This window comes from Pseudomonas sp. ADAK18 (assembly GCF_012935695.1).
In the GTDB taxonomy this organism is placed as follows: Bacteria; Pseudomonadota; Gammaproteobacteria; order Pseudomonadales; family Pseudomonadaceae; genus Aquipseudomonas.
In genome coordinates this window covers 4,913,573-4,937,927 of the sequence record NZ_CP052859.1, presented here as the reverse complement: position 1 = coordinate 4,937,927, position 24,355 = coordinate 4,913,573, and the positions used below count along the sequence as shown (strand labels likewise).

The 24,355-nt window shown below is 55.7% G+C and carries 36 protein-coding genes; 33 read left to right on the top strand and 3 right to left on the bottom strand.

The window, feature by feature from the left end; genetic code table 11:
* Nucleotides 1–2 precede the first annotated feature (2 nt).
* The 31 genes from tuf (at nucleotide 3) to bfr (ending at nucleotide 17,346) form a co-directional block, all read left to right on the top strand.
* The gene (tuf, locus tag HKK55_RS22400) at nucleotides 3–1,196 is read left to right on the top strand and encodes an elongation factor Tu (protein WP_169356619.1); all 1,194 of its coding nucleotides are present in this window, start codon (nucleotides 3–5) and stop codon (nucleotides 1,194–1,196) included.
* Between the two features lie 141 nt (nucleotides 1,197–1,337).
* The gene (gene rpsJ, locus HKK55_RS22395) at nucleotides 1,338–1,649 is read left to right on the top strand and encodes a 30S ribosomal protein S10 (protein WP_003186070.1); all 312 of its coding nucleotides are present in this window, start codon (nucleotides 1,338–1,340) and stop codon (nucleotides 1,647–1,649) included.
* An 81-nt stretch (nucleotides 1,650–1,730) separates the two neighbouring features.
* Nucleotides 1,731–2,366 (top strand): 50S ribosomal protein L3, encoded by a 636-nt coding sequence (rplC, locus tag HKK55_RS22390; RefSeq protein WP_003186059.1) that lies wholly within the window; start codon nucleotides 1,731–1,733, stop codon nucleotides 2,364–2,366.
* A gap of 12 nt (nucleotides 2,367–2,378) precedes the next feature.
* On the top strand, nucleotides 2,379–2,981 hold the full coding sequence (rplD, locus tag HKK55_RS22385; protein ID WP_003210082.1) for a 50S ribosomal protein L4: 603 nt from the start codon (nucleotides 2,379–2,381) through the stop codon (nucleotides 2,979–2,981).
* Complete coding sequence (rplW, locus tag HKK55_RS22380) at nucleotides 2,978–3,277, top strand: 50S ribosomal protein L23 (protein ID WP_002555488.1); 300 nt, start codon at nucleotides 2,978–2,980, stop codon at nucleotides 3,275–3,277. The genes rplD and rplW overlap by 4 nt, the downstream gene beginning before the upstream one ends.
* 14 nt (nucleotides 3,278–3,291) lie before the next feature.
* Entirely contained in the window at nucleotides 3,292–4,116 is an 825-nt protein-coding gene (gene rplB, locus HKK55_RS22375) for a 50S ribosomal protein L2 (protein WP_003210080.1), read from the top strand.
* 16 nt (nucleotides 4,117–4,132) lie between these two features.
* Nucleotides 4,133–4,408: a 30S ribosomal protein S19 gene (rpsS, locus tag HKK55_RS22370; RefSeq protein ID WP_003232420.1), complete on the top strand. Its 276-nt coding sequence runs from the start codon at nucleotides 4,133–4,135 to the stop codon at nucleotides 4,406–4,408.
* Nucleotides 4,409–4,419: 11 nt separating this feature from the next.
* A complete protein-coding gene (gene rplV, locus HKK55_RS22365) occupies nucleotides 4,420–4,752 on the top strand; it encodes a 50S ribosomal protein L22 (RefSeq protein WP_003103908.1) in 333 nt (110 codons plus the stop codon).
* 13 nt (nucleotides 4,753–4,765) lie between these two features.
* Nucleotides 4,766–5,452: a 30S ribosomal protein S3 gene (rpsC, locus tag HKK55_RS22360; RefSeq protein WP_003176422.1), complete on the top strand. Its 687-nt coding sequence runs from the start codon at nucleotides 4,766–4,768 to the stop codon at nucleotides 5,450–5,452.
* A 12-nt stretch (nucleotides 5,453–5,464) separates the two neighbouring features.
* Complete coding sequence (gene rplP / locus HKK55_RS22355; RefSeq protein ID WP_003232424.1) at nucleotides 5,465–5,878, top strand: 50S ribosomal protein L16; 414 nt, start codon at nucleotides 5,465–5,467, stop codon at nucleotides 5,876–5,878.
* The gene (gene rpmC, locus HKK55_RS22350; RefSeq protein WP_002555481.1) at nucleotides 5,878–6,069 is read left to right on the top strand and encodes a 50S ribosomal protein L29; all 192 of its coding nucleotides are present in this window, start codon (nucleotides 5,878–5,880) and stop codon (nucleotides 6,067–6,069) included. Before rplP ends, rpmC begins: the two co-directional genes overlap by 1 nt.
* Nucleotides 6,070–6,071: 2 nt before the next feature.
* Nucleotides 6,072–6,338 (top strand): 30S ribosomal protein S17, encoded by a 267-nt coding sequence (gene rpsQ / locus HKK55_RS22345; RefSeq protein ID WP_003176419.1) that lies wholly within the window; start codon nucleotides 6,072–6,074, stop codon nucleotides 6,336–6,338.
* Between the two features lie 23 nt (nucleotides 6,339–6,361).
* Nucleotides 6,362–6,730, top strand: a complete 369-nt coding sequence (rplN, locus tag HKK55_RS22340) for a 50S ribosomal protein L14 (RefSeq protein ID WP_002555479.1) — start codon at nucleotides 6,362–6,364, stop codon at nucleotides 6,728–6,730.
* 11 nt (nucleotides 6,731–6,741) lie between these two features.
* Entirely contained in the window at nucleotides 6,742–7,056 is a 315-nt protein-coding gene (gene rplX, locus HKK55_RS22335; RefSeq protein ID WP_003176416.1) for a 50S ribosomal protein L24, read from the top strand.
* Between the two features lie 20 nt (nucleotides 7,057–7,076).
* Entirely contained in the window at nucleotides 7,077–7,616 is a 540-nt protein-coding gene (gene rplE, locus HKK55_RS22330; RefSeq protein WP_003176415.1) for a 50S ribosomal protein L5, read from the top strand.
* A 13-nt stretch (nucleotides 7,617–7,629) separates the two neighbouring features.
* Nucleotides 7,630–7,935, top strand: a complete 306-nt coding sequence (rpsN, locus tag HKK55_RS22325) for a 30S ribosomal protein S14 (protein ID WP_003176414.1) — start codon at nucleotides 7,630–7,632, stop codon at nucleotides 7,933–7,935.
* A 208-nt stretch (nucleotides 7,936–8,143) separates the two neighbouring features.
* Entirely contained in the window at nucleotides 8,144–8,536 is a 393-nt protein-coding gene (rpsH, locus tag HKK55_RS22320; RefSeq protein ID WP_017848802.1) for a 30S ribosomal protein S8, read from the top strand.
* Nucleotides 8,537–8,548: 12 nt separating this feature from the next.
* The gene (rplF, locus tag HKK55_RS22315) at nucleotides 8,549–9,082 is read left to right on the top strand and encodes a 50S ribosomal protein L6 (protein WP_155585075.1); all 534 of its coding nucleotides are present in this window, start codon (nucleotides 8,549–8,551) and stop codon (nucleotides 9,080–9,082) included.
* Between the two features lie 10 nt (nucleotides 9,083–9,092).
* Nucleotides 9,093–9,443 (top strand): 50S ribosomal protein L18, encoded by a 351-nt coding sequence (gene rplR, locus HKK55_RS22310; protein ID WP_003186037.1) that lies wholly within the window; start codon nucleotides 9,093–9,095, stop codon nucleotides 9,441–9,443.
* A 3-nt stretch (nucleotides 9,444–9,446) separates the two neighbouring features.
* Nucleotides 9,447–9,947, top strand: coding sequence for a 30S ribosomal protein S5 (gene rpsE / locus HKK55_RS22305; RefSeq protein WP_003186035.1), 501 nt, complete (start codon nucleotides 9,447–9,449; stop codon nucleotides 9,945–9,947).
* Nucleotides 9,948–9,949: 2 nt separating this feature from the next.
* Entirely contained in the window at nucleotides 9,950–10,126 is a 177-nt protein-coding gene (rpmD, locus tag HKK55_RS22300) for a 50S ribosomal protein L30 (protein WP_003186033.1), read from the top strand.
* Between the two features lie 3 nt (nucleotides 10,127–10,129).
* Nucleotides 10,130–10,567: a 50S ribosomal protein L15 gene (gene rplO, locus HKK55_RS22295; RefSeq protein WP_003210066.1), complete on the top strand. Its 438-nt coding sequence runs from the start codon at nucleotides 10,130–10,132 to the stop codon at nucleotides 10,565–10,567.
* Nucleotides 10,568–11,896, top strand: a complete 1,329-nt coding sequence (gene secY / locus HKK55_RS22290) for a preprotein translocase subunit SecY (RefSeq protein WP_003210064.1) — start codon at nucleotides 10,568–10,570, stop codon at nucleotides 11,894–11,896.
* Nucleotides 11,897–11,923: 27 nt separating this feature from the next.
* Complete coding sequence (gene rpmJ, locus HKK55_RS22285; protein ID WP_002555468.1) at nucleotides 11,924–12,040, top strand: 50S ribosomal protein L36; 117 nt, start codon at nucleotides 11,924–11,926, stop codon at nucleotides 12,038–12,040.
* Between the two features lie 129 nt (nucleotides 12,041–12,169).
* Complete coding sequence (gene rpsM, locus HKK55_RS22280; RefSeq protein WP_155585076.1) at nucleotides 12,170–12,526, top strand: 30S ribosomal protein S13; 357 nt, start codon at nucleotides 12,170–12,172, stop codon at nucleotides 12,524–12,526.
* Nucleotides 12,527–12,556: 30 nt separating this feature from the next.
* Nucleotides 12,557–12,946, top strand: a complete 390-nt coding sequence (rpsK, locus tag HKK55_RS22275) for a 30S ribosomal protein S11 (protein ID WP_002555466.1) — start codon at nucleotides 12,557–12,559, stop codon at nucleotides 12,944–12,946.
* A gap of 18 nt (nucleotides 12,947–12,964) precedes the next feature.
* The gene (rpsD, locus tag HKK55_RS22270; RefSeq protein WP_003210056.1) at nucleotides 12,965–13,585 is read left to right on the top strand and encodes a 30S ribosomal protein S4; all 621 of its coding nucleotides are present in this window, start codon (nucleotides 12,965–12,967) and stop codon (nucleotides 13,583–13,585) included.
* Between the two features lie 22 nt (nucleotides 13,586–13,607).
* Nucleotides 13,608–14,609, top strand: a complete 1,002-nt coding sequence (rpoA, locus tag HKK55_RS22265; protein ID WP_003176403.1) for a DNA-directed RNA polymerase subunit alpha — start codon at nucleotides 13,608–13,610, stop codon at nucleotides 14,607–14,609.
* Between the two features lie 41 nt (nucleotides 14,610–14,650).
* On the top strand, nucleotides 14,651–15,037 hold the full coding sequence (rplQ, locus tag HKK55_RS22260; protein ID WP_003176402.1) for a 50S ribosomal protein L17: 387 nt from the start codon (nucleotides 14,651–14,653) through the stop codon (nucleotides 15,035–15,037).
* A gap of 240 nt (nucleotides 15,038–15,277) precedes the next feature.
* Nucleotides 15,278–16,726, top strand: a complete 1,449-nt coding sequence (locus tag HKK55_RS22255; RefSeq protein WP_169356618.1) for a catalase — start codon at nucleotides 15,278–15,280, stop codon at nucleotides 16,724–16,726.
* Nucleotides 16,727–16,881: 155 nt separating this feature from the next.
* Nucleotides 16,882–17,346, top strand: a complete 465-nt coding sequence (gene bfr / locus HKK55_RS22250) for a bacterioferritin (RefSeq protein WP_169356617.1) — start codon at nucleotides 16,882–16,884, stop codon at nucleotides 17,344–17,346.
* 67 nt (nucleotides 17,347–17,413) lie between these two features.
* Here bfr and uvrA read toward each other — a convergent pair whose 3' ends face one another.
* Nucleotides 17,414–20,248: an excinuclease ABC subunit UvrA gene (uvrA, locus tag HKK55_RS22245; RefSeq protein WP_169356616.1), complete on the bottom strand. Its 2,835-nt coding sequence runs from the start codon at nucleotides 20,246–20,248 to the stop codon at nucleotides 17,414–17,416.
* Nucleotides 20,249–20,426: 178 nt separating this feature from the next.
* Between uvrA and HKK55_RS22240 the strand changes: the two genes are divergently transcribed.
* Together HKK55_RS22240 and HKK55_RS22235 are read left to right on the top strand one after the other, a co-directional pair.
* Nucleotides 20,427–21,821 carry an MFS transporter gene (locus tag HKK55_RS22240; RefSeq protein WP_169356615.1) on the top strand — a complete coding sequence of 465 codons (1,395 nt, stop codon included), beginning with the start codon at nucleotides 20,427–20,429 and terminating at the stop codon, nucleotides 21,819–21,821.
* A gap of 9 nt (nucleotides 21,822–21,830) precedes the next feature.
* Nucleotides 21,831–22,352, top strand: a complete 522-nt coding sequence (locus HKK55_RS22235) for a single-stranded DNA-binding protein (RefSeq protein ID WP_169356614.1) — start codon at nucleotides 21,831–21,833, stop codon at nucleotides 22,350–22,352.
* 79 nt (nucleotides 22,353–22,431) lie between these two features.
* Here the strand turns inward: HKK55_RS22235 and HKK55_RS22230 are convergent, their stop codons facing one another.
* On the bottom strand, nucleotides 22,432–23,256 hold the full coding sequence (locus HKK55_RS22230; RefSeq protein WP_169356613.1) for an alpha/beta fold hydrolase: 825 nt from the start codon (nucleotides 23,254–23,256) through the stop codon (nucleotides 22,432–22,434).
* A gap of 167 nt (nucleotides 23,257–23,423) precedes the next feature.
* Nucleotides 23,424–24,332 (bottom strand): LysR family transcriptional regulator, encoded by a 909-nt coding sequence (locus HKK55_RS22225; protein ID WP_178128859.1) that lies wholly within the window; start codon nucleotides 24,330–24,332, stop codon nucleotides 23,424–23,426.
* Nucleotides 24,333–24,355: the final 23 nt, after the last annotated feature.

Below are 24,355 nucleotides of genomic sequence, written 5' to 3'. Positions count from 1 at the left end.
TCGTGGCTAAAGAAAAATTTGATCGTTCCCTACCGCACGTCAACGTTGGCACTATCGGTCACGTTGACCATGGTAAAACTACGCTGACTGCTGCTCTGACTCGTGTTTGCTCCGAGATTTTCGGTTCGGCTGTTGTTGACTTCGATAAGATCGACAGCGCGCCAGAAGAAAAAGCTCGTGGTATCACCATCAACACTGCTCACGTTGAATACAACTCGCTGATCCGTCACTACGCTCACGTTGACTGCCCAGGTCACGCTGACTATGTGAAGAACATGATCACCGGTGCTGCCCAGATGGACGGCGCTATCTTGGTTTGTTCGGCCGCTGATGGTCCGATGCCACAAACCCGTGAGCACATCCTGCTGTCCCGTCAGGTTGGCGTTCCGTACATCGTGGTTTACCTGAACAAGGCTGACCTGGTAGACGACGCTGAGCTGCTGGAACTGGTTGAGATGGAAGTGCGCGATCTGCTGAGCACTTACGACTTCCCAGGCGACGACACTCCGATCATCATCGGTTCTGCTCGTATGGCTCTGGAAGGCAAAGACGATAACGAAATGGGCACCACGTCCGTTCGTAAACTGGTTGAGACTCTGGACAGCTACATCCCAGATCCAGTCCGTGTTATCGACAAGCCGTTCCTGATGCCAATCGAAGACGTATTCTCGATCTCCGGTCGCGGTACTGTTGTAACTGGTCGTATCGAGCGCGGTATCGTTAAGGTTCAGGATCCACTGGAAATCGTTGGTCTGCGTGACACTACTGTCACCACCTGCACCGGTGTTGAAATGTTCCGTAAACTGCTCGACGAAGGTCGTGCGGGCGAGAACTGCGGCGTTCTGCTGCGTGGTACCAAGCGTGACGACGTTGAGCGTGGCCAGGTTCTGGTTAAGCCAGGTTCGGTCAAGCCGCACACTACCTTCGAGGCTGAAGTGTATGTGTTGAGCAAAGAAGAGGGCGGCCGTCATACTCCGTTCTTCAAAGGCTACCGTCCACAGTTCTACTTCCGGACCACTGACGTGACCGGTAACTGCGAACTGCCGGAAGGCGTTGAAATGGTAATGCCGGGCGACAACATCAAAATGGTTGTCACCCTGATCAAAACCATCGCAATGGAAGATGGTCTGCGTTTCGCTATTCGTGAAGGCGGTCGTACCGTCGGCGCTGGCGTCGTAGCCAAAATCATCGCTTAATAAGCGATGACTTGAAAAAGCCCCCGCCTAGCGGGGGCTTTTTTATTGGGTTGACACCTATCTGGGGCGTCTATAGAATTGCGCCTCCTTTTAACGGGCGCATTGCGTCCGGTGGGAATAGCAGCCGGAGTCTGAAATCCAATGCAAAATCAGCAAATCCGTATCAGGTTGAAGGCTTTTGACCATCGCCTGATCGACCAATCCACCCAGGAAATCGTGGAAACCGCGAAACGTACTGGTGCTCAAGTGCGTGGTCCAATTCCACTGCCTACCCGTAAAGAGCGGTTCACCGTTCTGGTCTCCCCGCACGTCAACAAAGACGCGCGTGACCAGTACGAGATCCGTACTCATAAGCGCGTACTGGACATCGTCCAGCCAACGGATAAAACCGTTGATGCACTTATGAAGCTAGATCTGGCGGCCGGTGTGGAAGTACAGATCAGCCTCGGCTAAGACTTGGGTCTTAGTCGTGTAACGCTCTGAAATGGGCGGCCATAGCGGGTGAAAGCCCCGTACACTCATGAGGTTTACAACATGACTATTGGTGTAGTCGGTCGTAAATGCGGTATGACCCGTATTTTCACCGAAGAAGGTGTCTCCATTCCGGTCACGGTCATTGAGATCGAACCGAATCGCGTCACCCAGTTTAAAACTGAAGAAACCGATGGCTATCGTGCAGTGCAAGTCACTGTCGGCGAGCGTCGTGCTTCGCGCGTGACTGCTGCTCAAGCAGGTCACTTCGCAAAAGCAAACGTTGCAGCTGGTCGTACCGTAATGGAATTCCGCCTTGAAGAAGGCGAGTACCAGGCTGGCGATCTGATCAACGCTGAAATCTTCGCTGCTGGTCAACTGGTTGATGTAACCGGTCAGTCCAAAGGTAAAGGCTTCCAGGGTACGATCAAGCGTTGGAATTTCCGTGGCCAAGACAACACTCACGGTAACTCCGTTTCCCACCGCGTCCCGGGCTCTATTGGCCAGTGCCAGACTCCTGGTCGTGTATTCAAGGGCAAAAAAATGTCCGGTCATATGGGCGCTGAGCGCGTGACCGTGCAGTCCCTCGAAGTAGTGCGCGTCGACGCTGAACGCAATCTGTTGTTGGTCAAGGGTGCTGTTCCTGGCGCTACTGGCGGCAACCTGGTTGTACGTCCGGCGGCCAAGGCTCGCGGTTAAGGGGAAGCTGACATGCAATTAAATGTAAATGACGCTCAAGCGATCGAAGTTTCCGAACTGACGTTTGGCGGCGAGTTCAACGAGACGCTGGTTCACCAAGCAGTCGTGGCCTACATGGCCGGCGGCCGTCAAGGTAGCAAGCAGCAAAAGACCCGTTCCGACGTTCGTGGTGGCGGTAAGCGCCCTTGGCGTCAGAAAGGTACTGGCCGTGCTCGTGCCGGTACTATCCGTAGCCCAATCTGGCGTGGCGGCGGTACCACTTTCGCAGCTCGTCCACAGGATCACACCCAGAAGCTCAACAAGAAGATGTACCGCGCAGCACTGCGCTCCATCCTTGCTGAACTCGTGCGTACTGATCGTTTGGTCGTGGTTCAGGACTTCGCTGTTGAAGCGCCGAAAACCAAAGATCTGCTGAACAAGCTGAATGGCATGGGTCTGACTGATGTCCTGATCGTGTCCGAAGCTGTTGATCAGAACCTGTACCTGGCTGCTCGCAACCTGCCACATGTTGATGTACGTGACGTGCAAGGTTCCGATCCAGTTAGTCTGATCGCATACGACAAGGTGTTGATCACCGTGTCGGCCGTGAAGAAATTCGAGGAGCTGCTGGGATGAACCAGGAACGCGTATTTAAAGTTCTGCTTGGCCCGCACGTTTCCGAAAAGGCTACGGTTCTGGCTGACAAGAAAGGCCAGTTCGTTTTCAAGGTTGCAACTGACGCAACCAAGCTGGAAATCAAGAAGGCCGTCGAAAGCCTGTTCAGCGTGAAAGTTGAGCGTGTTACTACCCTGAATGTTCTGGGTAAGAGCAAGCGCACTGCTCGCGGTCTGGGCAAGCGTAATGACTGGAAGAAGGCGGTTATCTCCCTTCAGCCAGGCCAAGATCTCGATTTCAGCAGCAGTGCTGAGTAAGGAAGGGGTGCATCATGGCAATCGTTAAATGCAAACCGACTTCCCCTGGCCGCCGTTTTGTGGTCAAGGTGGTCAACCAGGAGCTGCATAAAGGCGCTCCTCACGCACCGCTGCTCGAGAAGAAATCGAAGACTGGTGGTCGTAACAACAATGGTCGTATTACCACTCGTCATATCGGTGGTGGCCATAAACAGCATTATCGTCTGGTCGACTTCCGTCGCAACGACAAAGATGGCATCGCTGCCACTGTCGAGCGTATCGAATACGATCCAAACCGTACTGCTCACATCGCTCTGCTGCTGTACGCAGATGGCGAGCGTCGCTACATCATCGCCCCTAAAGGCGTGAGTGCTGGCGACCAGCTGATCGCAGGTGCTTTGGCGCCGATCAAGCCGGGCAACGCTCTGCAACTGCGTAACATTCCAGTTGGTAGCACCGTACACGGCATCGAATTGAAGCCAGGTAAAGGCGCGCAAATCGCTCGTTCCGCTGGTGCTTCGGCTCAGCTGATCGCTCGTGAAGGTGTCTACGTGACCCTGCGTCTGCGTTCTGGTGAGATGCGTAAAGTGCTGGCTGAATGCCGCGCGACCCTGGGTGAGGTCTCGAACTCCGAGCACAGCCTGCGTTCGCTGGGTAAAGCTGGTGCCAAACGCTGGCGTGGCGTTCGCCCAACCGTTCGTGGTGTTGCCATGAACCCGGTTGACCACCCACACGGTGGTGGTGAAGGTCGTACCTCTGGTGGTCGTCATCCGGTATCGCCATGGGGCTTCCCGACTAAGGGCGCGAAGACTCGTGGTAATAAGCGTACCGACAAAATGATCGTCCGTCGTCGCAAGTAAATAGAGGGATACGACAGTGCCACGTTCTCTGAAAAAAGGTCCTTTTATTGATCTTCACCTACTGAAGAAGATCGAAGTGGCGGCGGAAAAGAACGATCGCAAACCGGTGAAAACCTGGTCGCGCCGTTCGATGATCCTGCCACAAATGGTCGGTTTGACCATCGCTGTACACAACGGTCGCTTGCACGTCCCAGTTCTCGTGAACGAAGACATGGTCGGCCACAAACTAGGCGAGTTTGCCGGTACCCGCACTTATCGTGGGCACGTGGCAGACAAGAAAGCCAAGCGTTAAGGGGTTAGGAAATGGAAGTAGCCGCTAAGTTGTCGGGCGCTCGAATCTCCGCCCAGAAAGCCCGCTTGGTCGCCGACCAGATCCGCGGGAAGAAGGTGGGCGAAGCGCTCAACCTGTTGGCTTTCAGCAGTAAGAAAGCCGCCGAGATCATGAAGAAAGTGCTGGAGTCGGCCGTAGCCAACGCCGAGCATAACGAAGGCGCAGACGTTGATGACCTGAAGGTCAGCACCGTTTTCGTCAACGAAGGGCGTTCGCTGAAGCGTATCATGCCGCGTGCCAAAGGCCGTGCTGATCGCATCGTCAAGCGGTCTTGCCATATCACTGTCAAGGTTGCTGACAAGTAACGGAGTCGAAGAGATGGGTCAGAAAGTACATCCCATTGGCATTCGCCTGGGAATCGTCAAGGAGCACACCTCCGTCTGGTACGCAGACGGTCGGACTTATGCGGACTATTTGTTCGCTGATCTGAAGGTGCGTGAGTATCTCCAAGACAAACTAAAAAGCGCGTCCGTAAGCCGTATCGATATCCATCGTCCGGCGCAAACTGCACGTATCACCATCCACACCGCTCGTCCAGGTATCGTTATCGGGAAGAAAGGTGAAGATGTTGAGAAACTGCGTCAGGACCTGACCAAGCAAATGGGTGTGCCTGTGCACATCAATATCGAAGAGATCCGCAAGCCGGAGCTCGACGGTATGCTGGTTGCGCAGAGCGTAGCTCAGCAGCTGGAGCGTCGCGTAATGTTCCGTCGCGCTATGAAGCGCGCTGTACAGAACGCCATGCGCATTGGTGCCAAAGGCATCAAAATCCAAGTGAGCGGTCGTCTCGGCGGTGCTGAAATCGCACGTACTGAATGGTATCGCGAAGGTCGTGTGCCACTGCACACCCTGCGTGCCGACATCGACTATGCCAACTACGAAGCTCACACCACTTACGGTGTGATCGGTGTAAAGGTTTGGATCTTCAAAGGCGAAGTAATTGGTGGTCGCCAAGAAGAACTGAAACCACAAGCACCAGCGCCTCGTAAAAAAGCTGCTAAGTAAGGGGTACGCCAAATGTTGCAACCAAAGCGTACGAAGTTCCGCAAGCAGATGACAGGCCACAACCGTGGTCTGGCTCAGCGCGGTAGCAAAGTCAGCTTCGGCGAGTTCGCGCTGAAGTCTGTAGCTCGTGGTCGTCTCACCGCTCGTCAGATCGAGTCAGCGCGTCGTGCACTGACCCGTCACGTTAAACGTGGCGGCAAGATCTGGATCCGTGTATTCCCGGACAAGCCGATCTCCAAAAAGCCCCTCGAAGTTCGTATGGGTAAAGGTAAGGGTAACGTGGAATACTGGGTAGCCCAGATTCAGCCAGGCAAAGTCCTGTATGAAATCGAGGGTGTAACTGAAGAGCTGGCGCGTGAGGCTTTTGCCCTGGCTGCTGCAAAGCTGCCGCTCGCCACCGCCTTTGTTAAACGGACGGTGATGTGATGAAAGCGAATGAACTTCGTGAAAAATCCGCACAGCAGCTGAACGAGCAACTGCTCGGCCTGCTGCGCGACCAGTTCAATCTGCGTATGCAGAAAGCAACTGGCCAGTTGGGGCAGTCTCATCTGCTCTCGCAAGTTAAGCGTGACATTGCTCGCGTGAAGACTGTGCTCAACCAGCAGGCAGGTAAGTGATCATGGCTGAAGCCGAAAAGACTGTCCGTACGCTGACTGGCCGTGTTGTCAGCGACAAGATGGACAAAACCATCACCGTTTTGATCGAGCGTCGCGTTAAGCACCCGATCTACGGTAAATATGTTAAGCGTTCGACTAAGCTGCACGCGCACGACGAAACCAATCAGTGCCACATCGGCGACAAGGTCACTATTCGTGAAACTCGTCCGCTGGCCAAGACCAAGTCTTGGGCGCTGGTTGATGTTCTCGAACGCGCTGTGGAAGTCTAAGGACTAGGGGTCGGAGAAATTATATGATTCAGACTCAATCCATGCTCGATGTGGCCGATAACAGCGGCGCTCGCCGTGTTATGTGCATCAAGGTGCTGGGTGGCTCCCATCGTCGTTACGCTGGTATCGGTGACATCATCAAAGTTACCGTGAAGGAAGCAATTCCTCGCGGTAAAGTGAAAAAAGGCCAAGTGATGACTGCTGTTGTAGTCCGCACTCGTCACGGCGTACGCCGTGCAGATGGCTCCATTATCCGCTTTGATGGCAACGCTGCTGTTCTTCTGAACAACAAGCAAGAGCCGATCGGCACCCGTATCTTTGGGCCAGTGACCCGTGAACTTCGTACTGAGAAGTTCATGAAGATCGTCTCGCTCGCCCCAGAAGTGCTGTAAGGAGATCCGACATGCAAAAGATTCGTCGTGACGACGAGATCATCGTGATCGCCGGCAAAGACAAAGGTAAGCGCGGTAAGGTGCTTAAGGTTCTCGCAAATAACCGTCTGGTTATTGGTGGTCTGAACCTGGTTAAGCGCCATACCAAGCCTAACCCGATGTCGGGCGTGCAAGGCGGTATCGTCGAAAAAGAAGCTCCACTGGACGCTTCTAACGTCGCCATTTTCAACGGCGAAACCAACAAGGCTGACCGCGTTGGTTTCAAAGTAGAAGATGGCAAGAAAATTCGTGTCTTCAAGTCGACCCAAAAAGCGGTTGATGCTTGAACACTGCTAGGTAGAAGACCATGGCACGACTAAAAGAGATTTACTGGAAAGAAATCGCACCGAAACTTAAGGAAGAACTTAAGCTTTCGAACGTGATGGAAGTTCCACGCGTTACCAAAATCACCCTGAACATGGGTCTGGGCGAAGCGGTCGGTGATAAAAAAGTCATCGAGCACGCTGTTGCTGACCTGGAAAAGATCACCGGTCAAAAAGTCGTTGTGACTTACGCTCGGAAATCCATCGCTGGCTTTAAAGTCCGTGAAGGTTGGCCGATCGGCGTCAAAGTGACTCTACGCCGTGAGCGTATGTACGAGTTCCTAGATCGTCTGCTGTCGATCTCCCTGCCTCGGGTTCGCGACTTCCGCGGCCTGAATGCCAAGTCCTTCGATGGTCGTGGTAACTACAGCATGGGCGTTAAAGAGCAGATCATCTTCCCGGAAATCGACTACGACAAGATCGATGCTCTCCGCGGTCTGGACATTACCCTGACCACCACTGCTAAGAACGATGATGAAGGTCGCGCACTGCTGCGTGCTTTCAAATTCCCGTTCCGCAACTGATTGGAGTAGGAAAATGGCCAAGATGAGCATGAAAAACCGCGAGCTGAAGCGTCAGCTCACGGTTGCCAAGTACGCCAAGAAGCGTGCAGCACTGAAAGCTATCATCGTTGATCTGAACGCAAGTCCAGAAGCACGTTGGGAAGCTACAGTTGCCCTGCAGAAGCAGCCACGTGACGCAAGCGCTTCGCGCATGCGTAACCGCTGCCGCCTGACCGGTCGTCCACACGGCGTTTACCGCAAGTTCGGCCTCGGCCGTAACAAACTGCGCGAAGCGGCAATGCGTGGTGACGTACCAGGTCTGGTTAAAGCCAGCTGGTAAGTACTTTCGAAGTCTCGGTGCTCAGGATCGCAAGATACTGACCACCGGTGGCCTTGAATCTGGAACAAGCCCCTTTTGGGGCTTGTTTCATTTCCGGAGTGTGTCTAAAATACGCGGCTCGCCTGAGCCCGTGTGTTTTATGCTCGGAGATTCTCGGCGACACGTAATGGCCGCAAGGCTAATTTTTTTGTATTAGGAGCGTCTAGCCATGAGTATGCAGGACCCGTTAGCGGACATGCTAACTCGTATCCGTAATGCCCAGATGGCTGAAAAGTCCGTCGTAAGCATGCCATCTTCCACGTTGAAGGTAGCTGTTGCCAAAGTCCTGAAAGACGAAGGCTACATTGCGGGTTATCAGATCAGCAGCGAAATCAAACCTCTGCTGTCCATCGAGCTGAAGTACTTCGAAGGCCGTCCGGTCATCGAGGAAGTGAAGCGCGTTAGCCGTCCAGGCCTGCGTCAGTACAAGTCCGTCGAAGATCTGCCGAAAGTTCGTGGCGGTCTCGGTGTGTCTATCGTCTCCACCAATAAAGGTGTGATGACGGATCGTGCTGCGCGCGCTGCCGGTGTCGGCGGCGAAGTTCTTTGCACAGTGTTCTAAGGGGGGATAAGCATGTCACGCGTCGCTAAGAACCCCGTTAAGCTGCCAGCCGGTGTCGAAGTAAAATTCGCAGGTGGCCAGCTTTCGGTGAAGGGTGCCAAGGGCACTCTAGAACTGAACATCCATTCGTCCGTTGAGATCGTTGAAGAAGCTGGTGAGCTGCGTTTCGCTGCTCGCAATGGCGATCAACAAACTCGCGCAATGGCCGGTACCACTCGTGCGTTGGTAAACAACATGGTCCAAGGCGTAAGCCAAGGCTTCGAGCGTAAGCTCCAGCTGGTCGGTGTTGGTTACAAAGCGCAAGCAAAAGGCACGGTTTTGAACCTGGCCCTTGGCTTCTCGCACCCAGTGGATTACGAACTGCCGGAAGGCATCACCGCTGAGACCCCTAGCCAAACCGATATCCTGATCAAGGGTATTGATAAGCAGCTGGTAGGTCAGGTGGCCGCTGAGATCCGCGACTTCCGTCCACCAGAGCCGTACAAAGGCAAAGGTGTGCGCTACGCGGACGAAGTCGTCCGTCGTAAAGAAGCCAAGAAGAAGTAGGGCATAGCAAATGACCGACAAAAAAGTTACTCGACTGCGTCGCGCTCGCAAAGCACGCCTGAAAATGCACGAACTCGAAGTCGTGCGTCTCTGCGTGTTCCGCTCGTCGCAGCACATCTACGCCCAGGTCATCTCGGCCGACGGCAACAAAGTCCTGGCAAGCGCCTCGACTTTGGATAAAGAACTGCGTGATGGTGCCACTGGCAACATCGACGCGGCCACTAAGGTTGGCCAGCTGGTCGCTACGCGTGCTAAAGCCGCTGGCGTCTCGCAGGTGGCTTTCGACCGCTCTGGCTTCAAGTACCACGGTCGCGTCAAGGCGCTGGCTGATGCTGCTCGTGAAGCTGGGCTGGAGTTCTAAGTTATGTCAAATAACGACCAAAAGCGCGACGAAGGCTACATTGAGAAGCTGGTTCAAGTTAACCGCGTAGCCAAAACCGTTAAAGGCGGCCGTATCTTCACTTTCACCGCGTTGACCGTGGTAGGTGATGGTAAAGGGCGTGTTGGCTTCGGCCGTGGCAAGTCACGTGAAGTGCCTGCTGCGATCCAGAAGGCAATGGAAGCTGCTCGTCGCAACATGATCCAAGTTGATCTGAACGGCACCACTCTGCAGTACGCAATGAAGTCCGCTCATGGCGCTTCGAAGGTGTACATGCAGCCTGCTTCTGAAGGTACCGGTATCATCGCTGGCGGCGCTATGCGTGCTGTCCTCGAAGTTGCTGGCGTTCAGAACGTTCTGGCCAAGTGCTACGGCTCGACTAACCCGGTAAACGTGGTTCACGCCACTTTTAAAGGTTTGAAGGCTATGCAGTCTCCTGAATCCATTGCCGCCAAGCGTGGCAAAAGCGTCAAGGAGATCTTCTGATCATGGCTACCGTTAAAGTAACGCTGATCAAAAGCATGACCGGCCGCATCCCTAACCACAAATTGTGCGTTAAGGGTCTGGGTCTGCGTCGCATCGGTCACACTGTAGAAGTACTTGATACTCCCGAGAATCGCGGGATGATCAACAAGGCTTACTACATGCTGCGTGTCGAGGGTTAATCGATGAAACTCAATGATCTGAGTCCAGCGCCGGGTTCCCGTCGCGAAAAGCATCGTCCGGGCCGTGGTATCGGTAGTGGTTTGGGTAAGACTGGTGGCCGTGGTCACAAAGGTCAGTCCTCCCGCTCCGGTGGCACCATTGCTCCAGGCTTTGAAGGCGGTCAACAGCCGCTGCACCGTCGCCTGCCGAAGTTCGGTTTCGTTTCCCTGAAGGCCATGGACCGCGCAGAAGTGCGTCTGTCCGAGCTGGCTAAAGTGGAAGGCGACATCGTTACCGTGCAGACCCTGAAAGATGCCAACGTGATCAACGTCAACGTGCAGCGTGTGAAAATCATGCTGTCCGGTGAAGTGACTCGCGCTGTCACTATCGGCAAGGGAATCGGCGCCACCAAAGGTGCGCGTTCGGCTATCGAAGCAGCTGGCGGCAAGTTCGAGGAATAAATGGCTAAGCAAGGTGCTCTCTCAGCGCTCGGCAAAGGCGGTATGTCTGAACTTTGGGCTCGTCTGCGTTTTCTGTTCCTGGCGATTATCGTCTACCGAATAGGCGCACACATCCCGGTTCCAGGTATCAACCCGGACCGACTCGCAGACCTGTTTCGACAGAATGAGGGGACCATTCTTAGCTTGTTCAACATGTTTTCCGGCGGCGCGCTGGAACGGATGAGCATTTTTGCACTGGGGATCATGCCGTACATCTCGGCATCGATCATCATGCAATTGATGACCGCCGTCAGCCCGCAGTTGGAGCAGTTGAAGAAGGAAGGTGAGGCTGGCCGTCGCAAGATAAGCCAGTACACCCGCTACGGCACTGTCATCCTCGCCCTGGTCCAAGCTATCGGCATGTCCGTTGGCCTGGCAGGGCAGGGTGTTGCGTTCACTGGTGACTTTGGCTTCCATTTCGTCGCAGTATCCACATTTGTGGCTGGTGCGATGTTCATGATGTGGCTGGGTGAGCAGATTACTGAGCGTGGTGTTGGTAACGGTATCTCGATGTTGATTTTCGCAGGTATCGTCGCCGGTCTTCCGAGAGCGATTGGGCAGTCTTTCGAGTCTGCGCGTCAGGGTGATATCAATATCTTTGCCTTGGTTGCTATCGGTTTGCTGGCAGTAGCGATTATCGGTTTTGTGGTGTTCATTGAGCGTGGTCAGCGTCGTATTGCTGTTCACTACGCCAAGCGTCAGCAGGGCCGTAAGGTTTTTGCCGCGCAGACCAGCCACTTGCCGCTGAAAGTGAATATGGCCGGGGTTATTCCTGCTATCTTCGCGAGCAGCATTTTGCTGTTTCCGGCTTCGTTGGGTGCCTGGTTCGGTCAGTCTGAAGGTATGGGCTGGTTGCAGGACATCTCGCAGTCGATCGCTCCTGGTCAGCCGTTGAATATTCTGCTGTTTAGTGCAGGGATTATTTTCTTCTGCTTCTTCTATACGGCGTTGATGTTCAATCCGAAAGACGTAGCGGAAAACCTGAAGAAGTCCGGTGCCTTTATTCCGGGTATCCGTCCAGGTGAGCAGTCTGCGCGCTACATTGATGGCGTTCTGACTCGCTTAACCATGTTCGGTGCTCTATATATGACGGCCGTGTGCTTGTTGCCCCAGTTCCTGGTGGTCGCAGCAAACGTTCCGTTCTACCTTGGCGGGACCTCGTTGCTGATCGTGGTCGTGGTTGTGATGGACTTCATGTCCCAAGTACAATCGCACCTCGTTTCGCACCAGTACGAATCCCTGATGAAGAAAGCCAACCTGAAGGGTTACGGCAGCGGCATGTTGCGCTGAGTACCCATAAGGTTCGAGGAGTTGGTGATGAAAGTTCGTGCATCGGTGAAAAAGCTGTGCCGTAACTGCAAAATTATTCGCCGCGAAGGTGTTGTTCGAGTAATTTGCAGCGCGGAACCGCGTCACAAACAGCGCCAAGGCTGAGTGTGATCCGCTTGAAGCCCGGCAGCTAGTGCGCTGCCGGGTTGATTATTTGTTATTACAGCGATATTATCTCGCGCCCTATTTCTTGGCTTCCGGGGCGTAGGTAGCTGTCAATTGGAGTCCCACTGAATGGCCCGTATTGCAGGCGTTAACATTCCAGATAACAAGCACACTGTTATCTCGCTGACCTACATCTATGGTGTTGGTCGCACTACTGCGCAGAAGATTTGCGCAGTCACTGGGGTAAACCCAGCCGCAAAGATCAAAGATCTGAGCGACGAGCAGATTGAGCTGTTGCGTGGCGAAGTGGCGAAGTTCACCACTGAAGGTGACCTGCGTCGCGAAATCAACATGAAAATCAAGCGTTTGATGGACCTCGGTTGCTACCGCGGTCTGCGTCATCGTCGTGGTCTTCCAGTGCGCGGTCAGCGTACCAAGACTAACGCGCGTACCCGTAAAGGTCCGCGTAAGCCGATCCGCAAGTAATCGCCCACGCGAATCGACAGGAAATTAATCATGGCAAAACCTGCTGCTCGTCCTCGTAAAAAAGTTAAAAAGACAGTGGTTGATGGCATCGCCCACATCCATGCATCTTTTAACAACACAATCGTGACCATCACCGACCGTCAAGGTAACGCGCTTTCTTGGGCTACCTCCGGTGGTTCGGGTTTCCGCGGTTCCCGCAAGTCCACCCCGTTTGCTGCTCAAGTAGCTGCTGAACGTGCTGGTCAAGCTGCGCTGGAATATGGCCTGAAAAACCTCGACGTCAACGTCAAAGGTCCAGGTCCAGGTCGTGAGTCTGCTGTCCGTGCATTGAACGGCTGTGGCTATAAGATCGCCAGCATCACCGACGTGACGCCAATCCCGCACAACGGGTGCCGTCCGCCGAAGAAGCGCCGCGTGTAATCCAGGAGATTGTAAAGAATGGCTCGTTACATTGGTCCAAAATGCAAACTCGCTCGTCGTGAAGGCACCGATCTCTTTCTGAAGAGCGGCGTGCGCGCGATCGAATCGAAGTGCAACATCGAAGCAGCACCTGGTATCCACGGCCAACGCCGCGGTCGCCAGTCCGATTACGGCACCCAACTGCGTGAAAAGCAGAAGGTCCGTCGTATCTACGGCGTTCTCGAGCGTCAATTCAGCGGCTACTACAAAGAAGCAGCTGGCAAGAAAGGTGCAACCGGTGAAAACCTGCTGCAACTGCTCGAATGCCGTCTGGACAACGTTGTATACCGTATGGGCTTTGGTTCGACTCGTGCCGAATCCCGTCAGCTGGTATCGCACAAATCCGTTAGCGTAAACGGCCAAACCGTTAACGTCCCGTCTTACCAGGTTCGTGCTGGTGACGTGGTCGCGATTCGCGAGAAAGCAAAAAACCAACTTCGCATTGTCCAAGCTCTCGATCTGTGTGCCCAACGTGGCCGCGTAGAATGGGTAGAAGTAGACACTGAGAAGAAGTCGGGCGTTTTCAAGAACGTTCCTGCTCGCAGTGATCTGTCCGCCGACATCAACGAAAGCCTGATTGTCGAGCTCTACTCCAAGTAAGGGCTAGAAAATAGGTGCATCCATGCAGATTTCGGTAAATGAGTTCCTGACACCCCGCCACATTGATGTGCAGGTTGTCAGTCCAACCCGCGCCAAGATCACTCTCGAGCCTCTCGAGCGTGGTTTTGGCCACACCCTGGGCAACGCGCTGCGCCGCATCCTGTTGTCCTCAATGCCCGGCTGTGCAGTAGTCGAGGCCGAGATTGACGGTGTGCTCCACGAGTACAGCGCCATCGAAGGTGTACAGGAAGACGTAATTGAAATCCTGTTGAACCTTAAAGGTCTGGCTATCAAGCTGCACGGCCGTGACGAAGTTACGCTGACCTTGTCGAAGAAGGGTTCGGGGGTGGTTACCGCTGCCGATATTCAGCTGGATCATGATGTCGAGATCGTTAACCCCGATCACGTAATCGCTAACCTGGCGTCTAACGGCGCCCTGAACATGAAGCTCACCGTAGCTCGTGGTCGTGGTTATGAACCGGCCGATTCGCGTCAGAGCGATGAAGACGAAAGCCGCAGCATTGGTCGCTTGCAGCTTGACTCTTCGTTCAGCCCGGTTCGCCGCATCGCATACGTGGTGGAAAACGCCCGTGTCGAGCAGCGTACTAACCTGGACAAGCTGGTTATTGATCTGGAAACCAACGGTACTCTGGATCCTGAAGAGGCTATTCGCCGCGCTGCAACCATTCTGCAACAGCAGTTGGCTGCGTTCGTCGACCTCAAAGGTGACAGCGAACCAGTGGTAATCGAGCAGGAAGACGAGATCGATCCGATCCTGCTTCGCCCGGTTGACGATCTGGAACTGACTGTACGTTCGGCTAACTGCCTTAAGGCGGAAAACATTTACTACATCGGTGACCTGATTCAGCGTACCGAAGTAGAACTGTTGAAGACTCCGAACCTGGGCAAGAAATCCTTGACTGAAATCAAGGACGTTCTGGCCTCCCGCGGTCTGTCCCTCGGCATGCGCCTCGACAACTGGCCGCCTGCAAGTCTTAAGAAGGACGACAAGGCGACTGCCTGATCGTCGTAATCACCGAACGTGAGTTTGGTAAGGAATGAACCATGCGTCATCGTAAAAGTGGTCGTCACCTGAGCCGTACCAGCTCGCACCGCAAGGCCATGTTTCAAAACATGGCGGTGTCGCTGTTCGAGCACGAGCTGATCAAAACTACACTGCCGAAAGCTAAAGAACTGCGTCGCGTTGCTGAGCCGCTGATCACTTTGGCCAAGACAGATAGCCTGGCTAACCGCCGTCTGGCTTTCGACCGTACTCGTTCGAAAGCTATCGTTGGTAAGCTCTTCAACGACCTGGGCAAGCGTTATGCTACCCGTGAGGGTGGCTACCTGCGCATCCTCAAGTGCGGTTTCCGCGCTGGCGACAACGCGCCTATGGCGTACGTCGAGTTGGTTGATCGTGCTACTGCTGGCGAAGCTGTATCCGCCGAGTAAGACGTCAGTCTGAAACGAAGAACCGGGCCTAGTGCCCGGTTTTTTGTTTGTGAAGTAGGACAAATCCTATTTATGTCGTTTCCCTCTATGTCGATACTGGTGCTATAGAGAGGGAGCATTTGGTAGTTTTTTTCTATTGAAGCGTGCAATTTTATGAATTTGTAGGCTTCATCCTGATGGTCAATACTCCCTCCAAGCCGATTAGCCGGCAGTTCCAAGACTGACTGAGGAAGATTGAGCATGAGCCAGAATAAAACGCTTACCACCGCCAGCGGCGCACCTGTTGCTGATAACCAGAATTCCCGTTCCGCCGGCCCTCGCGGCCCCTTGCTGCTCGACGATTTTCACCTGATCGAGAAGCTTGCCCACTTCAACCGTGAGAATATCCCTGAGCGTCGTGTCCATGCCAAAGGCTCGGGCGCTTACGGTACATTCACCGTCTCTAAAGACATTACTCAGTACACCAGCGCCAAGTTGTTCGAGTCCGTGGGCAAGCAGACTCCGACGTTCCTGCGCTTCTCCACAGTGGGTGGCGAACGTGGTTCGGCGGATACTGAGCGCGACCCACGGGGCTTCGCCTTGAAGTTCTACACCGAAGAAGGCAACTGGGACATTGTTGGCAACAACACCCCGGTGTTTTTCATTCGCGACCCACTGAAGTTCCCTGATTTTATCCATACCCAAAAACGCCTGCCGCAAAGCAACCTGAAAAGCGCGCAGATGATGTGGGATTTCTGGTCGCACTCTCCTGAGGCGCTGCACCAGGTCACTATCCTGTTTTCGGATCGGGGTATTCCAGACGGCTACCGTCACATGCATGGCTTCGGTAGCCACACCTACAGCCTGATCAACGCCAAGGGCGAGCGGCATTGGGTGAAATGGCACTACAAAACCAAACAAGGCATCAAGAACCTGGCGCCTGCTGACGCTGCGCGCCTGGCCGGTACCGATCCCGATTACGCTCAACGCGACCTGTTTGGTGCCATTGAGCGCGGCGACTTCCCGAAATGGCGCGTCTGCATCCAGATCATGACGGAAGCTCAGGCTAACGCTCATTTCGAGAACCCCTTCGACGTAACCAAGACCTGGTCGCAGAAAGAGTTTCCGCTGATCGAAGTGGGTGAGTTGGAGCTGAACCGTAACCCGCTGAACTACTTTGCGGAGGTTGAGCAAGCAGCGTTTGGTCCAAGCAATATGGTGCCAGGTGTTGGTCTGTCCCCGGATCGCATGCTGCAAGGCCGTGTGTTTGCCTACGCGGATGCCCACCGCTACCGTATCGGCACCAACCACCAGCACCTGCCGGTGAATGCGTCACGCAGCCCGGTTAACAACTACCAGCGCGATGGCTCCATGGCATTTGGCAGTAATGGTGGTGCGGCTCCTAACTATGAGCCCAATAGCTACGGTGATGCGCCGAAGCAAGCTCCACAGTACGCCGAACCTCCATTGGCTTTGAGTGGTGCGGCTGATCGCTATGATCACCGTGAAGATACCGACTACTACAGCCATGCCGGTGCGCTGTTCCGCCTGATGAACAATGATCAGAAAACCCTGCTGATCAACAATATCGCCGGCGCCATGGCTGGTGTTTCCAGCGATGTGGTTCAGCGCCAGTTACAGCACTTCGTCAAGGCAGACCCTGCTTATGGAGAAGGGATCGCAAAGGCATTGGGTGTATCGCTTAACTAACTCTAAGTGATAAGCAGAACCGCCCTCATTTGGGCGGTTTTTGCGTTATTTAAGCCACTTTTCTCAGAAAATCTTCACTTTTCTGCCGTTGGTCCCGTGACCTCCGAGTCATCATGGTTCAAACTACAGTCTTTAAAGCAGGGAGATGTAGGGCGATGCAAGGTCACCCCGACGTAATCGATTACCTCAACACGTTGCTGACGGGCGAACTGGCAGCTCGTGACCAATATTTCATTCACTCGCGGATGTACGAGGATTGGGGCTTTACCGAGCTCTATGAGCGTATCAACCACGAAATGGAAGAAGAGGCACAGCACGCCGACGCGCTGATGCGCCGTATCCTGATGCTCGAAGGCACGCCACGTATGCGTCCCGACGACCTGGATACCGGCACCACGGTGCCTGAGATGCTCGCCAGCGACTTGCGCCTGGAATACAAGGTCCGTACCGCGCTCTGCAAGGGCATCGAGCTCTGCGAGCAGCACAACGACTACGTTACTCGCGAAATTCTGCGCGTACAGTTGGCCGACACCGAAGAAGATCACACTTACTGGCTGGAAAAGCAGTTGGGCCTGATCAAGCTGATCGGTCTGGAGAATTACCTGCAATCGCAGTTCTGATTCCACCGGCTACAAAAAAGCCCCTGTCACTTTGCGGTGACAGGGGCTTTTTCATGGGGCCAAAAAATCAGTCCTTGTCGCGAGCCAGCAACGGTTTCAAGTAGTAGCCGGTGTGAGATTGTGGCATCTCGGATACCTGCTCCGGCGTTCCTACAGCGATGATCTGCCCGCCCTTGGAGCCCCCTTCCGGCCCAAGATCCACCAACCAGTCGGCGGTCTTGATCACGTCCAGGTTGTGTTCGATCACCACCACGGTGTTGCCGTGGTCGCGCAAGCGATGCAGAACGTCCAACAATTGCTGGATATCGGCGAAGTGCAGACCCGTGGTCGGCTCGTCGAGGATATACAGGGTCTTGCCGGTATCACGCTTGGACAGTTCGCGAGACAGTTTCACCCGCTGTGCTTCACCGCCGGACAGAGTCGTTGCCGATTGCCCCAGTTTGATGTACGACAGGCCGACATCCATCAACGTTTGCAGCTTGCGCGCCAATGCTGGGACGGCATCGAAGAACACCCGCGCCTCTTCGATGGTCATCTCGAGGGTTTCGTGGATGTTCTTGCCCTTGTACTTGATCTCCAGGGTCTCACGGTTATAGCGCTTGCTCTTGCACACATCGCACGGCACGTAGATATCCGGCAGAAAGTGCATCTCGACCTTGATCAAACCGTCGCCCTGACAAGCCTCGCAACGCCCGCCCTTGACGTTGAAGGAGAACCGCCCAGGACCGTAGCCACGGGAGCGGGACTCCGGCACGCCAGCGAACAACTCGCGAATCGGCGTGAACAGCCCGGTATAGGTCGCCGGGTTGGAGCGTGGCGTACGGCCAATCGGGCTCTGGTCGATATCAACCACCTTGTCCAGAAGCTCCAGGCCCTTGATGCTGTCGTGTGCGGCAGCTTCCAGGGTGGTTGCACCGTTCAACGCGGTGGCGCTGAGGGGGAACAGCGTGTTGTTGATCAGCGTCGATTTGCCTGAGCCGGATACACCGGTCACGCAGGTCAGCAGTCCTAGCGGAATCTCAAGGTCGACGTTGCGCAGATTGTTGCCGCGTGCGCCCTTGAGGTGCAGCGCCATCTTCTTGTTGCGCGGAGTGCGCTTGGCCGGTACAGCAATCTTCACGCGTCCCGACAGGTACTTGCCGGTTAGCGAGTCAGGATGCGCCATGACTTCAGCCGGTGTGCCCTCAGCAACGATATGCCCACCATGCACCCCCGCGCCCGGGCCGATGTCGACCACGTAGTCCGCCAGGCGAATCGCGTCTTCATCATGCTCAACCACGATCACCGTGTTGCCGATGTCACGCAGGTGTTTCAGCGTGCCGAGAAGGCGGTCGTTGTCCCGTTGATGCAGGCCAATGGACGGCTCATCAAGGATGTACAACACCCCGACAAGGCCGGCGCCAATCTGGCTGGCCAGGCGAATCCGTTGCGCTTCACCACCGGAAAGGGTGTCCGCGCTGCGATCCAGCGACAGATAGTCGAGGCCGACGTTGACCAGGAACTGCAAGCGCTCGCGAATTTCCTTGAGGATCTTGTCGGCAATTTCACCGCGGCGCCCAGTCAGCTTCAGCGTGCCAAAGTATTCGCAGGCATCGCCAATCGGCAGGTTGGTCACCGCCGGCAGCGTTTTCTCACCCACCCATACATGACGCGCCTCGCGACGCAGGCGGGTGCCACGGCAATCCGGGCATGGCTGGGTACTGAGGAACTTGGCCAGTTCTTCGCGCACGCTGGCCGACTCGGTCTCGCGATAGCGACGTTCCAGGTTCGGCACGATGCCCTCGAACGGGTGGGAACGTTTGACGATATCGCCACGATCGTTCAGGTACTTGAAGTCGACATTCTGCGAGCCGCTGCCGTGCAGGATGACTCTCTGTTGCTCTGCCGGCAGCTCGTTGAACGGCACTTCCAGGCTGAACTTATAGTGCGATGCCAGGGAGCCGAGCATCTGGAAGTAATAGACGTTGCGCCTGTCCCAGCCGCGTATTGCACCCTCTGCCAGCGTCAAGTCGCCATTGACCAGGCGCTTGATATCGAAGAACTGCTTCACGCCCAGGCCATCGCAGGTCGGACAGGCGCCGGCCGGGTTGTTGAAGGAGAACAGCTTGGGTTCCAGCTCGCTGATGGCATGGCCGCAAATCGGGCAGGCGAAGCGTGCGGAGAAGATGATTTCTTCGCCCGGCTCGTCGTCCATCGGCGCCACCAGAGCGATGCCATCTGCCAGCTTCAATGCGGTCTCGAACGACTCAGCCAGACGTTGTTGCAGGTCGGCGCGCACCTTGAAACGGTCGACTACCACGTCAATGGAGTGCTTCTTCTGCTTGTCGAGCTTGGGCGCTTCGTCCAACTCGTAGAGCTTGCCGTTGATCCGTGCACGGACGAAACCCTGGGCACGTAGTTCTTCAAAAACGGAAAGGTGTTCGCCCTTGCGCTCGCGAATCACCGGAGCCAGCAACATCAGCTTGGCGCCTTCGGGCTGGGCCAGCACCAGGTCGACCATCTGGCTGACGGTCTGGGCTTCCAGCGGGATGTCGTGATCCGGGCAACGCGGAATACCTACGCGGGCGTACAGCAGGCGCAGGTAGTCGTAGATCTCGGTAATAGTGCCCACGGTAGAGCGCGGGTTGTGGGACGTCGATTTCTGCTCGATGGAAATCGCCGGCGACAGTCCTTCAATGGTGTCGACATCGGGTTTTTCCATCATCGACAGGAACTGTCGGGCGTAGGCCGACAACGATTCCACATAACGACGCTGGCCTTCGGCATATAACGTGTCAAAGGCCAGGGACGACTTACCGGACCCGGACAAGCCGGTGATGACGATCAGTTTGTCCCGGGGCAGGGTCAGGTCGATGTTCTTCAGGTTGTGGGTTCGAGCCCCACGAATCAGGATCTTGTCCAAGATGGCCTCGCACGGCGGGCGTAAATAATGCAGGAGTATACGGCTAAAGACTGGATGAATATACACTGTCAAATGGCCGGATGCAGCCTTAGATGAAAGCTGCGCGGCAAAGCGCCGCATATACCCTCTCAATCGATGGGACTGGTAGAATCGCCGCCGGTTCACACGAGGTTTTTCCATGCACGATCCCCACAGCGAACGCATGAGTGGCAGCGAGACCCGCGCGGCAAGCGGTCTGGCCCTGGTGTTCGCCTTCCGTATGCTTGGCATGTTTATGGTGTTGCCGGTCCTGGCGACCTATGGAATGGATCTCGCAGGGGCGACCCCCGCACTGATCGGCCTGGCGATTGGCGCCTACGGCCTGACCCAAGCGATTTTCCAGATTCCGTTCGGGATCATTTCCGACCGCATCGGCCGCCGCCCCGTTATTTACCTGGGGCTGATCGTCTTTGCCCTCGGCAGTGTGTTGGCTGCTAATGCCGATTCGATCTGGGGCGTGATCGCAGGACGTGTCCTGCAAGGCGCCGGGGCGATTTCTGCGGCGGTCATGGCACTGCTTTCTGACCTGACTCGCGAACAACACCGCACCAAGGCCATGGCAATGATCGGCATGACCATCGGCCTGTCGTTCGCCGTGGCCATGGTGGTCGGCCCGCTACTGACTCGCGCGTTTGGCTTGCACGGCTTGTTCCTGGCCACCGGCGGTATGGCGCTATTTGGCATCCTGGTCGTTGCCCTTATGGTGCCGCACTCCACCGGGCCGTTGCAGCACCGTGAGTCGGGGGTCGCGAAACAGGCATTGCTGCCAACTCTCAAGCACCCAGACCTGCTGCGCCTGGATTTAGGTATCTTCGTATTGCACGCCATGCTGATGTGCAGCTTCGTTGCCTTGCCCCTGGCCCTGGTGCAAAAAGCCGGGTTGCCCAAGGAGCAGCACTGGTGGGTATACCTCACCGCGTTGCTGATTTCGTTCTTCGCCATGATCCCGTTCATCATCTATGGCGAAAAGAAACGCAAAATGAAACGAGTTCTGCTGGGCGCCGTCGCGACACTGATGCTCACTGAGCTATTCTTCTGGCAGTTCGGCGACAGCCTACGAGCGCTGGTAATCGGCACGGTGGTGTTTTTCACTGCGTTCAACCTGCTGGAGGCTTCGTTGCCTTCGCTGATCAGTAAAGTTTCACCGGCCGGCGGCAAGGGCACGGCGATGGGGGTGTATTCCACCAGCCAGTTCCTCGGTTCGGCGCTGGGCGGGATCATGGGCGGCTGGATGTTCCAGCATGGCGGTTTGTCGGTTGTGTTCCTTGGATGCGCCGGGCTGGCTGCACTTTGGCTAGCCTTTGCTGTTACCATGCGCGAACCTCCTTACGTCACAAGCCTGCGCCTGCCGTTATCGCCCGAAGCGATTCGTGAAGCTGGTCTGGTAGAGCGCCTGAAGGCCGTCGTTGGGGTAACGGATGCAGTCGTGGTGGCTGAAGAAGCCGCCATTTACATCAAATTGGACACCGAATTATTGGATCGCGCGACGCTCGAGCAACTGGTCAACCCAGTGCCGACAGCGCGCCCAGCCTAGGAGAACGTTATGGCCCGTGGGGTTAACAAAGTCATATTGGTCGGTACTTGCGGCCAGGATCCCGAAGTTCGCTACTTGCCTAACGGTAACGCCGTGACCAACCTGAGTCTGGCGACCAGCGAACAGTGGACCGACAAGCAAACCGGCCAGAAGGTCGAGAAAACCGAATGGCACCGCGTGTCGATGTTCGGCAAGGTTGCCGAGATCGCTGGTGAGTACCTGCGCAAAGGTTCGCAGGTCTACATCGAAGGCAAGTTGCAGACTCGCGAGTGGGAAAAAGACGGTATCAAGCGCTACACCACCGAAATCGTGGTCGACATGCAAGGCACCATGCAACTGCTGGGTGGCCGTCCACAGGGCGACCAACAGGGCCAGGGCGGTATGTCCAACTCCAACTCGGCACCGCGTCCACAGCAGTCCCGTCCGCAGCCAAGCCAGCAGCCACAGCGTGAGTCGCGTCCAGCGCCACAGCAGGCCGCACCGCAGCCGGCAGCAGACTTCGACAGCTTTGATGACGATATTCCGTTCTAAGAACAGTCGTTCACGCTGCAACAAAAAAACCGCATTTACCCATAAGGTAATGCGGTTTTTTTGTTGCCGCGTGCAGTGGCTAGCTTTTTGCGAAGCGCAGCATATCCGCATTGACCCGGCTTTTATGGGTGTCTGTCAGCCCGTGCGGTGCTCCTTCATAGATAATCAATTCGGCGTGGGGGATCAACCATTTGCTGGCAATGGCAGATGCCTGAATCGGCACGATCTGATCATCATCGCCATGAATGATTAGTGTGGGCATTCTGAACTTGCGCAAATCAGCGCGAAAGTCGGTCTCCGAGAACGCTTTGATACTGTCATACGTATTTTTGTGGCCACCCATCACGCCCTGACTCCAAAAGGAGTTGATCAATCCTTGAGACGGCTCGGTACCCGGGCGGTTGAAGCCGAAAAACGGGCCGCTGGCGACGTCCAGATAGAGCTGCGAGCGATTGGCCATTGAGGCGGCACGCATGTCGTCGAAGACTTCGATCGGCGAGCCTTCCGGGTTGGTATCGGTTTTCAGCATCAGCGGGGTCACGGAGCAGATCAGGCCCGCCTTGGCCACGCGTGCTGTGCCATGGCGGGCGATATAGCGTGCGACCTCTCCACCGCCGGTGGAAAAGCCAAAGAGGATTGCATTTGTCAGGGCCAAGTGCTCCATCAGTTCGGCCAGATCGTCGGCATAGTGGTCCATGTCATTGCCGTCCCAGGGTTGGCTAGACCGGCCATGGCCTCGGCGGTCGTGTGCGATAGCACGAAAACCGTTGTTGGCGAAGTGCAGCATCTGGGATTCCCAACTGTCGCTGTTCAACGGCCAGCCATGACAGAACACCACCGGCTGGCCAGTGCCCCAGTCCTTGTAGTAAAGGTCGTTTCCTTCGCGTGTTTTCAGAAAAGGCATGAGGCATCTCCCATTGACGTGTGTACGGGTGAATTTTCGTGGCGGATGGCCAGAAAATCGTCCGTGGACACTGCGCTGGCACATGCATCATGGATCAGCAGATAGAAGGCTCTCCTGCTGACCCAAACTGACTTTAGCTCGGTTTGGCGCAAGTTGTAGGCAAGGTGCTAAGCCTCTGTAGAGGCGGTCGTCGTCACCAACTTGCGAAACTGATCCAGTACTGATGAAGTATCGCCAAGGCGCGTAGCCAGATGCAGCGGCGCAACCAGACTGCGACACTCCGAAAGCTCCCGATAAACGATGCCATCACCGCGAAGCCGTTGCATGGACGAAGGCACGATCGACACTCCAAGTCCCGCCGCCACCAAGCTCAAGGTGGCCGTCATGCGCGGTGCTTCCTGAACCACCTGCGGGCTGAACCCAGCTTCGCGGCAGGCCACGAGAATCGCGTCGTATAACCCCAGGCCCACACGACGGCGATACAGCACAAAAGCTTCTGTCGCCAAGTTCGCCAAGGGCAGCGGCGTTGTGGCATCCAGGGCCAGCGGATGATCGGTGGGCAACGCCAGCAACATGGGTTCCACCAGGATCGGTTCATCCTGCAAGGCCTGGGTACCACTCAGCGGTGAACGAATGAACGCGGCATCGAGTTTTTCATGGAGCAGCGCATCCAGCAGTTCGCCGGTGCCGGCCTCTTCCAGCACCACCGAAACGCCCACGAAGGTTTCCCGAAACAGGCGCAATACGCTGGGAACAAACGGATGCAACGCCGCAGAACTGGTAAAGCCAATCGCCAACCGGCCCCGTTCACCGCGAGCCGCCCGGCGCACCACATCCGTTACACCATCAACCTGGGCCAGAATTCCCCGGGCCTCGTCCAGCAGCGCAAGGCCGGCCGTGGTAGGGCGCACGCCTCGTGGCAGGCGTTCCATCAGCGCCACGCCCAGTTCGGCTTCCAGGCTTTGCAGCAGGCGCGTCAAGGGCGGTTGTTGCATGCCCAGTCGCTCGGCGGCACGGGTGATATAGCCTTCTTCGGCGATGGCCACGAAGGCTTTGAGTTGTCGAAGTTCCAGCATTGGGATACTTCTCGGGTATGGGA

Coding starts and splice junctions, on each gene's coding strand:
- rplW (WP_002555488.1), top strand. CDS start 2,978: ATGAACCAGGAACGCGTATTTAAAGTTCTGCTTGGCCCGCACGTTTCC.
- rplO (WP_003210066.1), top strand. CDS start 10,130: ATGAAACTCAATGATCTGAGTCCAGCGCCGGGTTCCCGTCGCGAAAAG.
- rplB (WP_003210080.1), top strand. CDS start 3,292: ATGGCAATCGTTAAATGCAAACCGACTTCCCCTGGCCGCCGTTTTGTG.
- HKK55_RS22255 (WP_169356618.1), top strand. CDS start 15,278: ATGAGCCAGAATAAAACGCTTACCACCGCCAGCGGCGCACCTGTTGCT.
- rpmJ (WP_002555468.1), top strand. CDS start 11,924: ATGAAAGTTCGTGCATCGGTGAAAAAGCTGTGCCGTAACTGCAAAATT.
- rplX (WP_003176416.1), top strand. CDS start 6,742: ATGCAAAAGATTCGTCGTGACGACGAGATCATCGTGATCGCCGGCAAA.
- HKK55_RS22225 (WP_178128859.1), bottom strand. CDS start 24,332: ATGCTGGAACTTCGACAACTCAAAGCCTTCGTGGCCATCGCCGAAGAA.
- rplD (WP_003210082.1), top strand. CDS start 2,379: ATGCAATTAAATGTAAATGACGCTCAAGCGATCGAAGTTTCCGAACTG.
- rpsD (WP_003210056.1), top strand. CDS start 12,965: ATGGCTCGTTACATTGGTCCAAAATGCAAACTCGCTCGTCGTGAAGGC.
- rpsC (WP_003176422.1), top strand. CDS start 4,766: ATGGGTCAGAAAGTACATCCCATTGGCATTCGCCTGGGAATCGTCAAG.
- rplC (WP_003186059.1), top strand. CDS start 1,731: ATGACTATTGGTGTAGTCGGTCGTAAATGCGGTATGACCCGTATTTTC.
- rplP (WP_003232424.1), top strand. CDS start 5,465: ATGTTGCAACCAAAGCGTACGAAGTTCCGCAAGCAGATGACAGGCCAC.
- rpsJ (WP_003186070.1), top strand. CDS start 1,338: ATGCAAAATCAGCAAATCCGTATCAGGTTGAAGGCTTTTGACCATCGC.
- rplN (WP_002555479.1), top strand. CDS start 6,362: ATGATTCAGACTCAATCCATGCTCGATGTGGCCGATAACAGCGGCGCT.
- rpmD (WP_003186033.1), top strand. CDS start 9,950: ATGGCTACCGTTAAAGTAACGCTGATCAAAAGCATGACCGGCCGCATC.
- rpsM (WP_155585076.1), top strand. CDS start 12,170: ATGGCCCGTATTGCAGGCGTTAACATTCCAGATAACAAGCACACTGTT.
- HKK55_RS22240 (WP_169356615.1), top strand. CDS start 20,427: ATGCACGATCCCCACAGCGAACGCATGAGTGGCAGCGAGACCCGCGCG.
- rplV (WP_003103908.1), top strand. CDS start 4,420: ATGGAAGTAGCCGCTAAGTTGTCGGGCGCTCGAATCTCCGCCCAGAAA.
- rpsH (WP_017848802.1), top strand. CDS start 8,144: ATGAGTATGCAGGACCCGTTAGCGGACATGCTAACTCGTATCCGTAAT.
- rpoA (WP_003176403.1), top strand. CDS start 13,608: ATGCAGATTTCGGTAAATGAGTTCCTGACACCCCGCCACATTGATGTG.
- rpsE (WP_003186035.1), top strand. CDS start 9,447: ATGTCAAATAACGACCAAAAGCGCGACGAAGGCTACATTGAGAAGCTG.
- HKK55_RS22230 (WP_169356613.1), bottom strand. CDS start 23,256: ATGCCTTTTCTGAAAACACGCGAAGGAAACGACCTTTACTACAAGGAC.
- secY (WP_003210064.1), top strand. CDS start 10,568: ATGGCTAAGCAAGGTGCTCTCTCAGCGCTCGGCAAAGGCGGTATGTCT.
- bfr (WP_169356617.1), top strand. CDS start 16,882: ATGCAAGGTCACCCCGACGTAATCGATTACCTCAACACGTTGCTGACG.
- rpsK (WP_002555466.1), top strand. CDS start 12,557: ATGGCAAAACCTGCTGCTCGTCCTCGTAAAAAAGTTAAAAAGACAGTG.
- rplR (WP_003186037.1), top strand. CDS start 9,093: ATGACCGACAAAAAAGTTACTCGACTGCGTCGCGCTCGCAAAGCACGC.
- rplQ (WP_003176402.1), top strand. CDS start 14,651: ATGCGTCATCGTAAAAGTGGTCGTCACCTGAGCCGTACCAGCTCGCAC.
- rpsN (WP_003176414.1), top strand. CDS start 7,630: ATGGCCAAGATGAGCATGAAAAACCGCGAGCTGAAGCGTCAGCTCACG.
- rpsQ (WP_003176419.1), top strand. CDS start 6,072: ATGGCTGAAGCCGAAAAGACTGTCCGTACGCTGACTGGCCGTGTTGTC.
- HKK55_RS22235 (WP_169356614.1), top strand. CDS start 21,831: ATGGCCCGTGGGGTTAACAAAGTCATATTGGTCGGTACTTGCGGCCAG.
- rplF (WP_155585075.1), top strand. CDS start 8,549: ATGTCACGCGTCGCTAAGAACCCCGTTAAGCTGCCAGCCGGTGTCGAA.
- rplE (WP_003176415.1), top strand. CDS start 7,077: ATGGCACGACTAAAAGAGATTTACTGGAAAGAAATCGCACCGAAACTT.
- rpmC (WP_002555481.1), top strand. CDS start 5,878: ATGAAAGCGAATGAACTTCGTGAAAAATCCGCACAGCAGCTGAACGAG.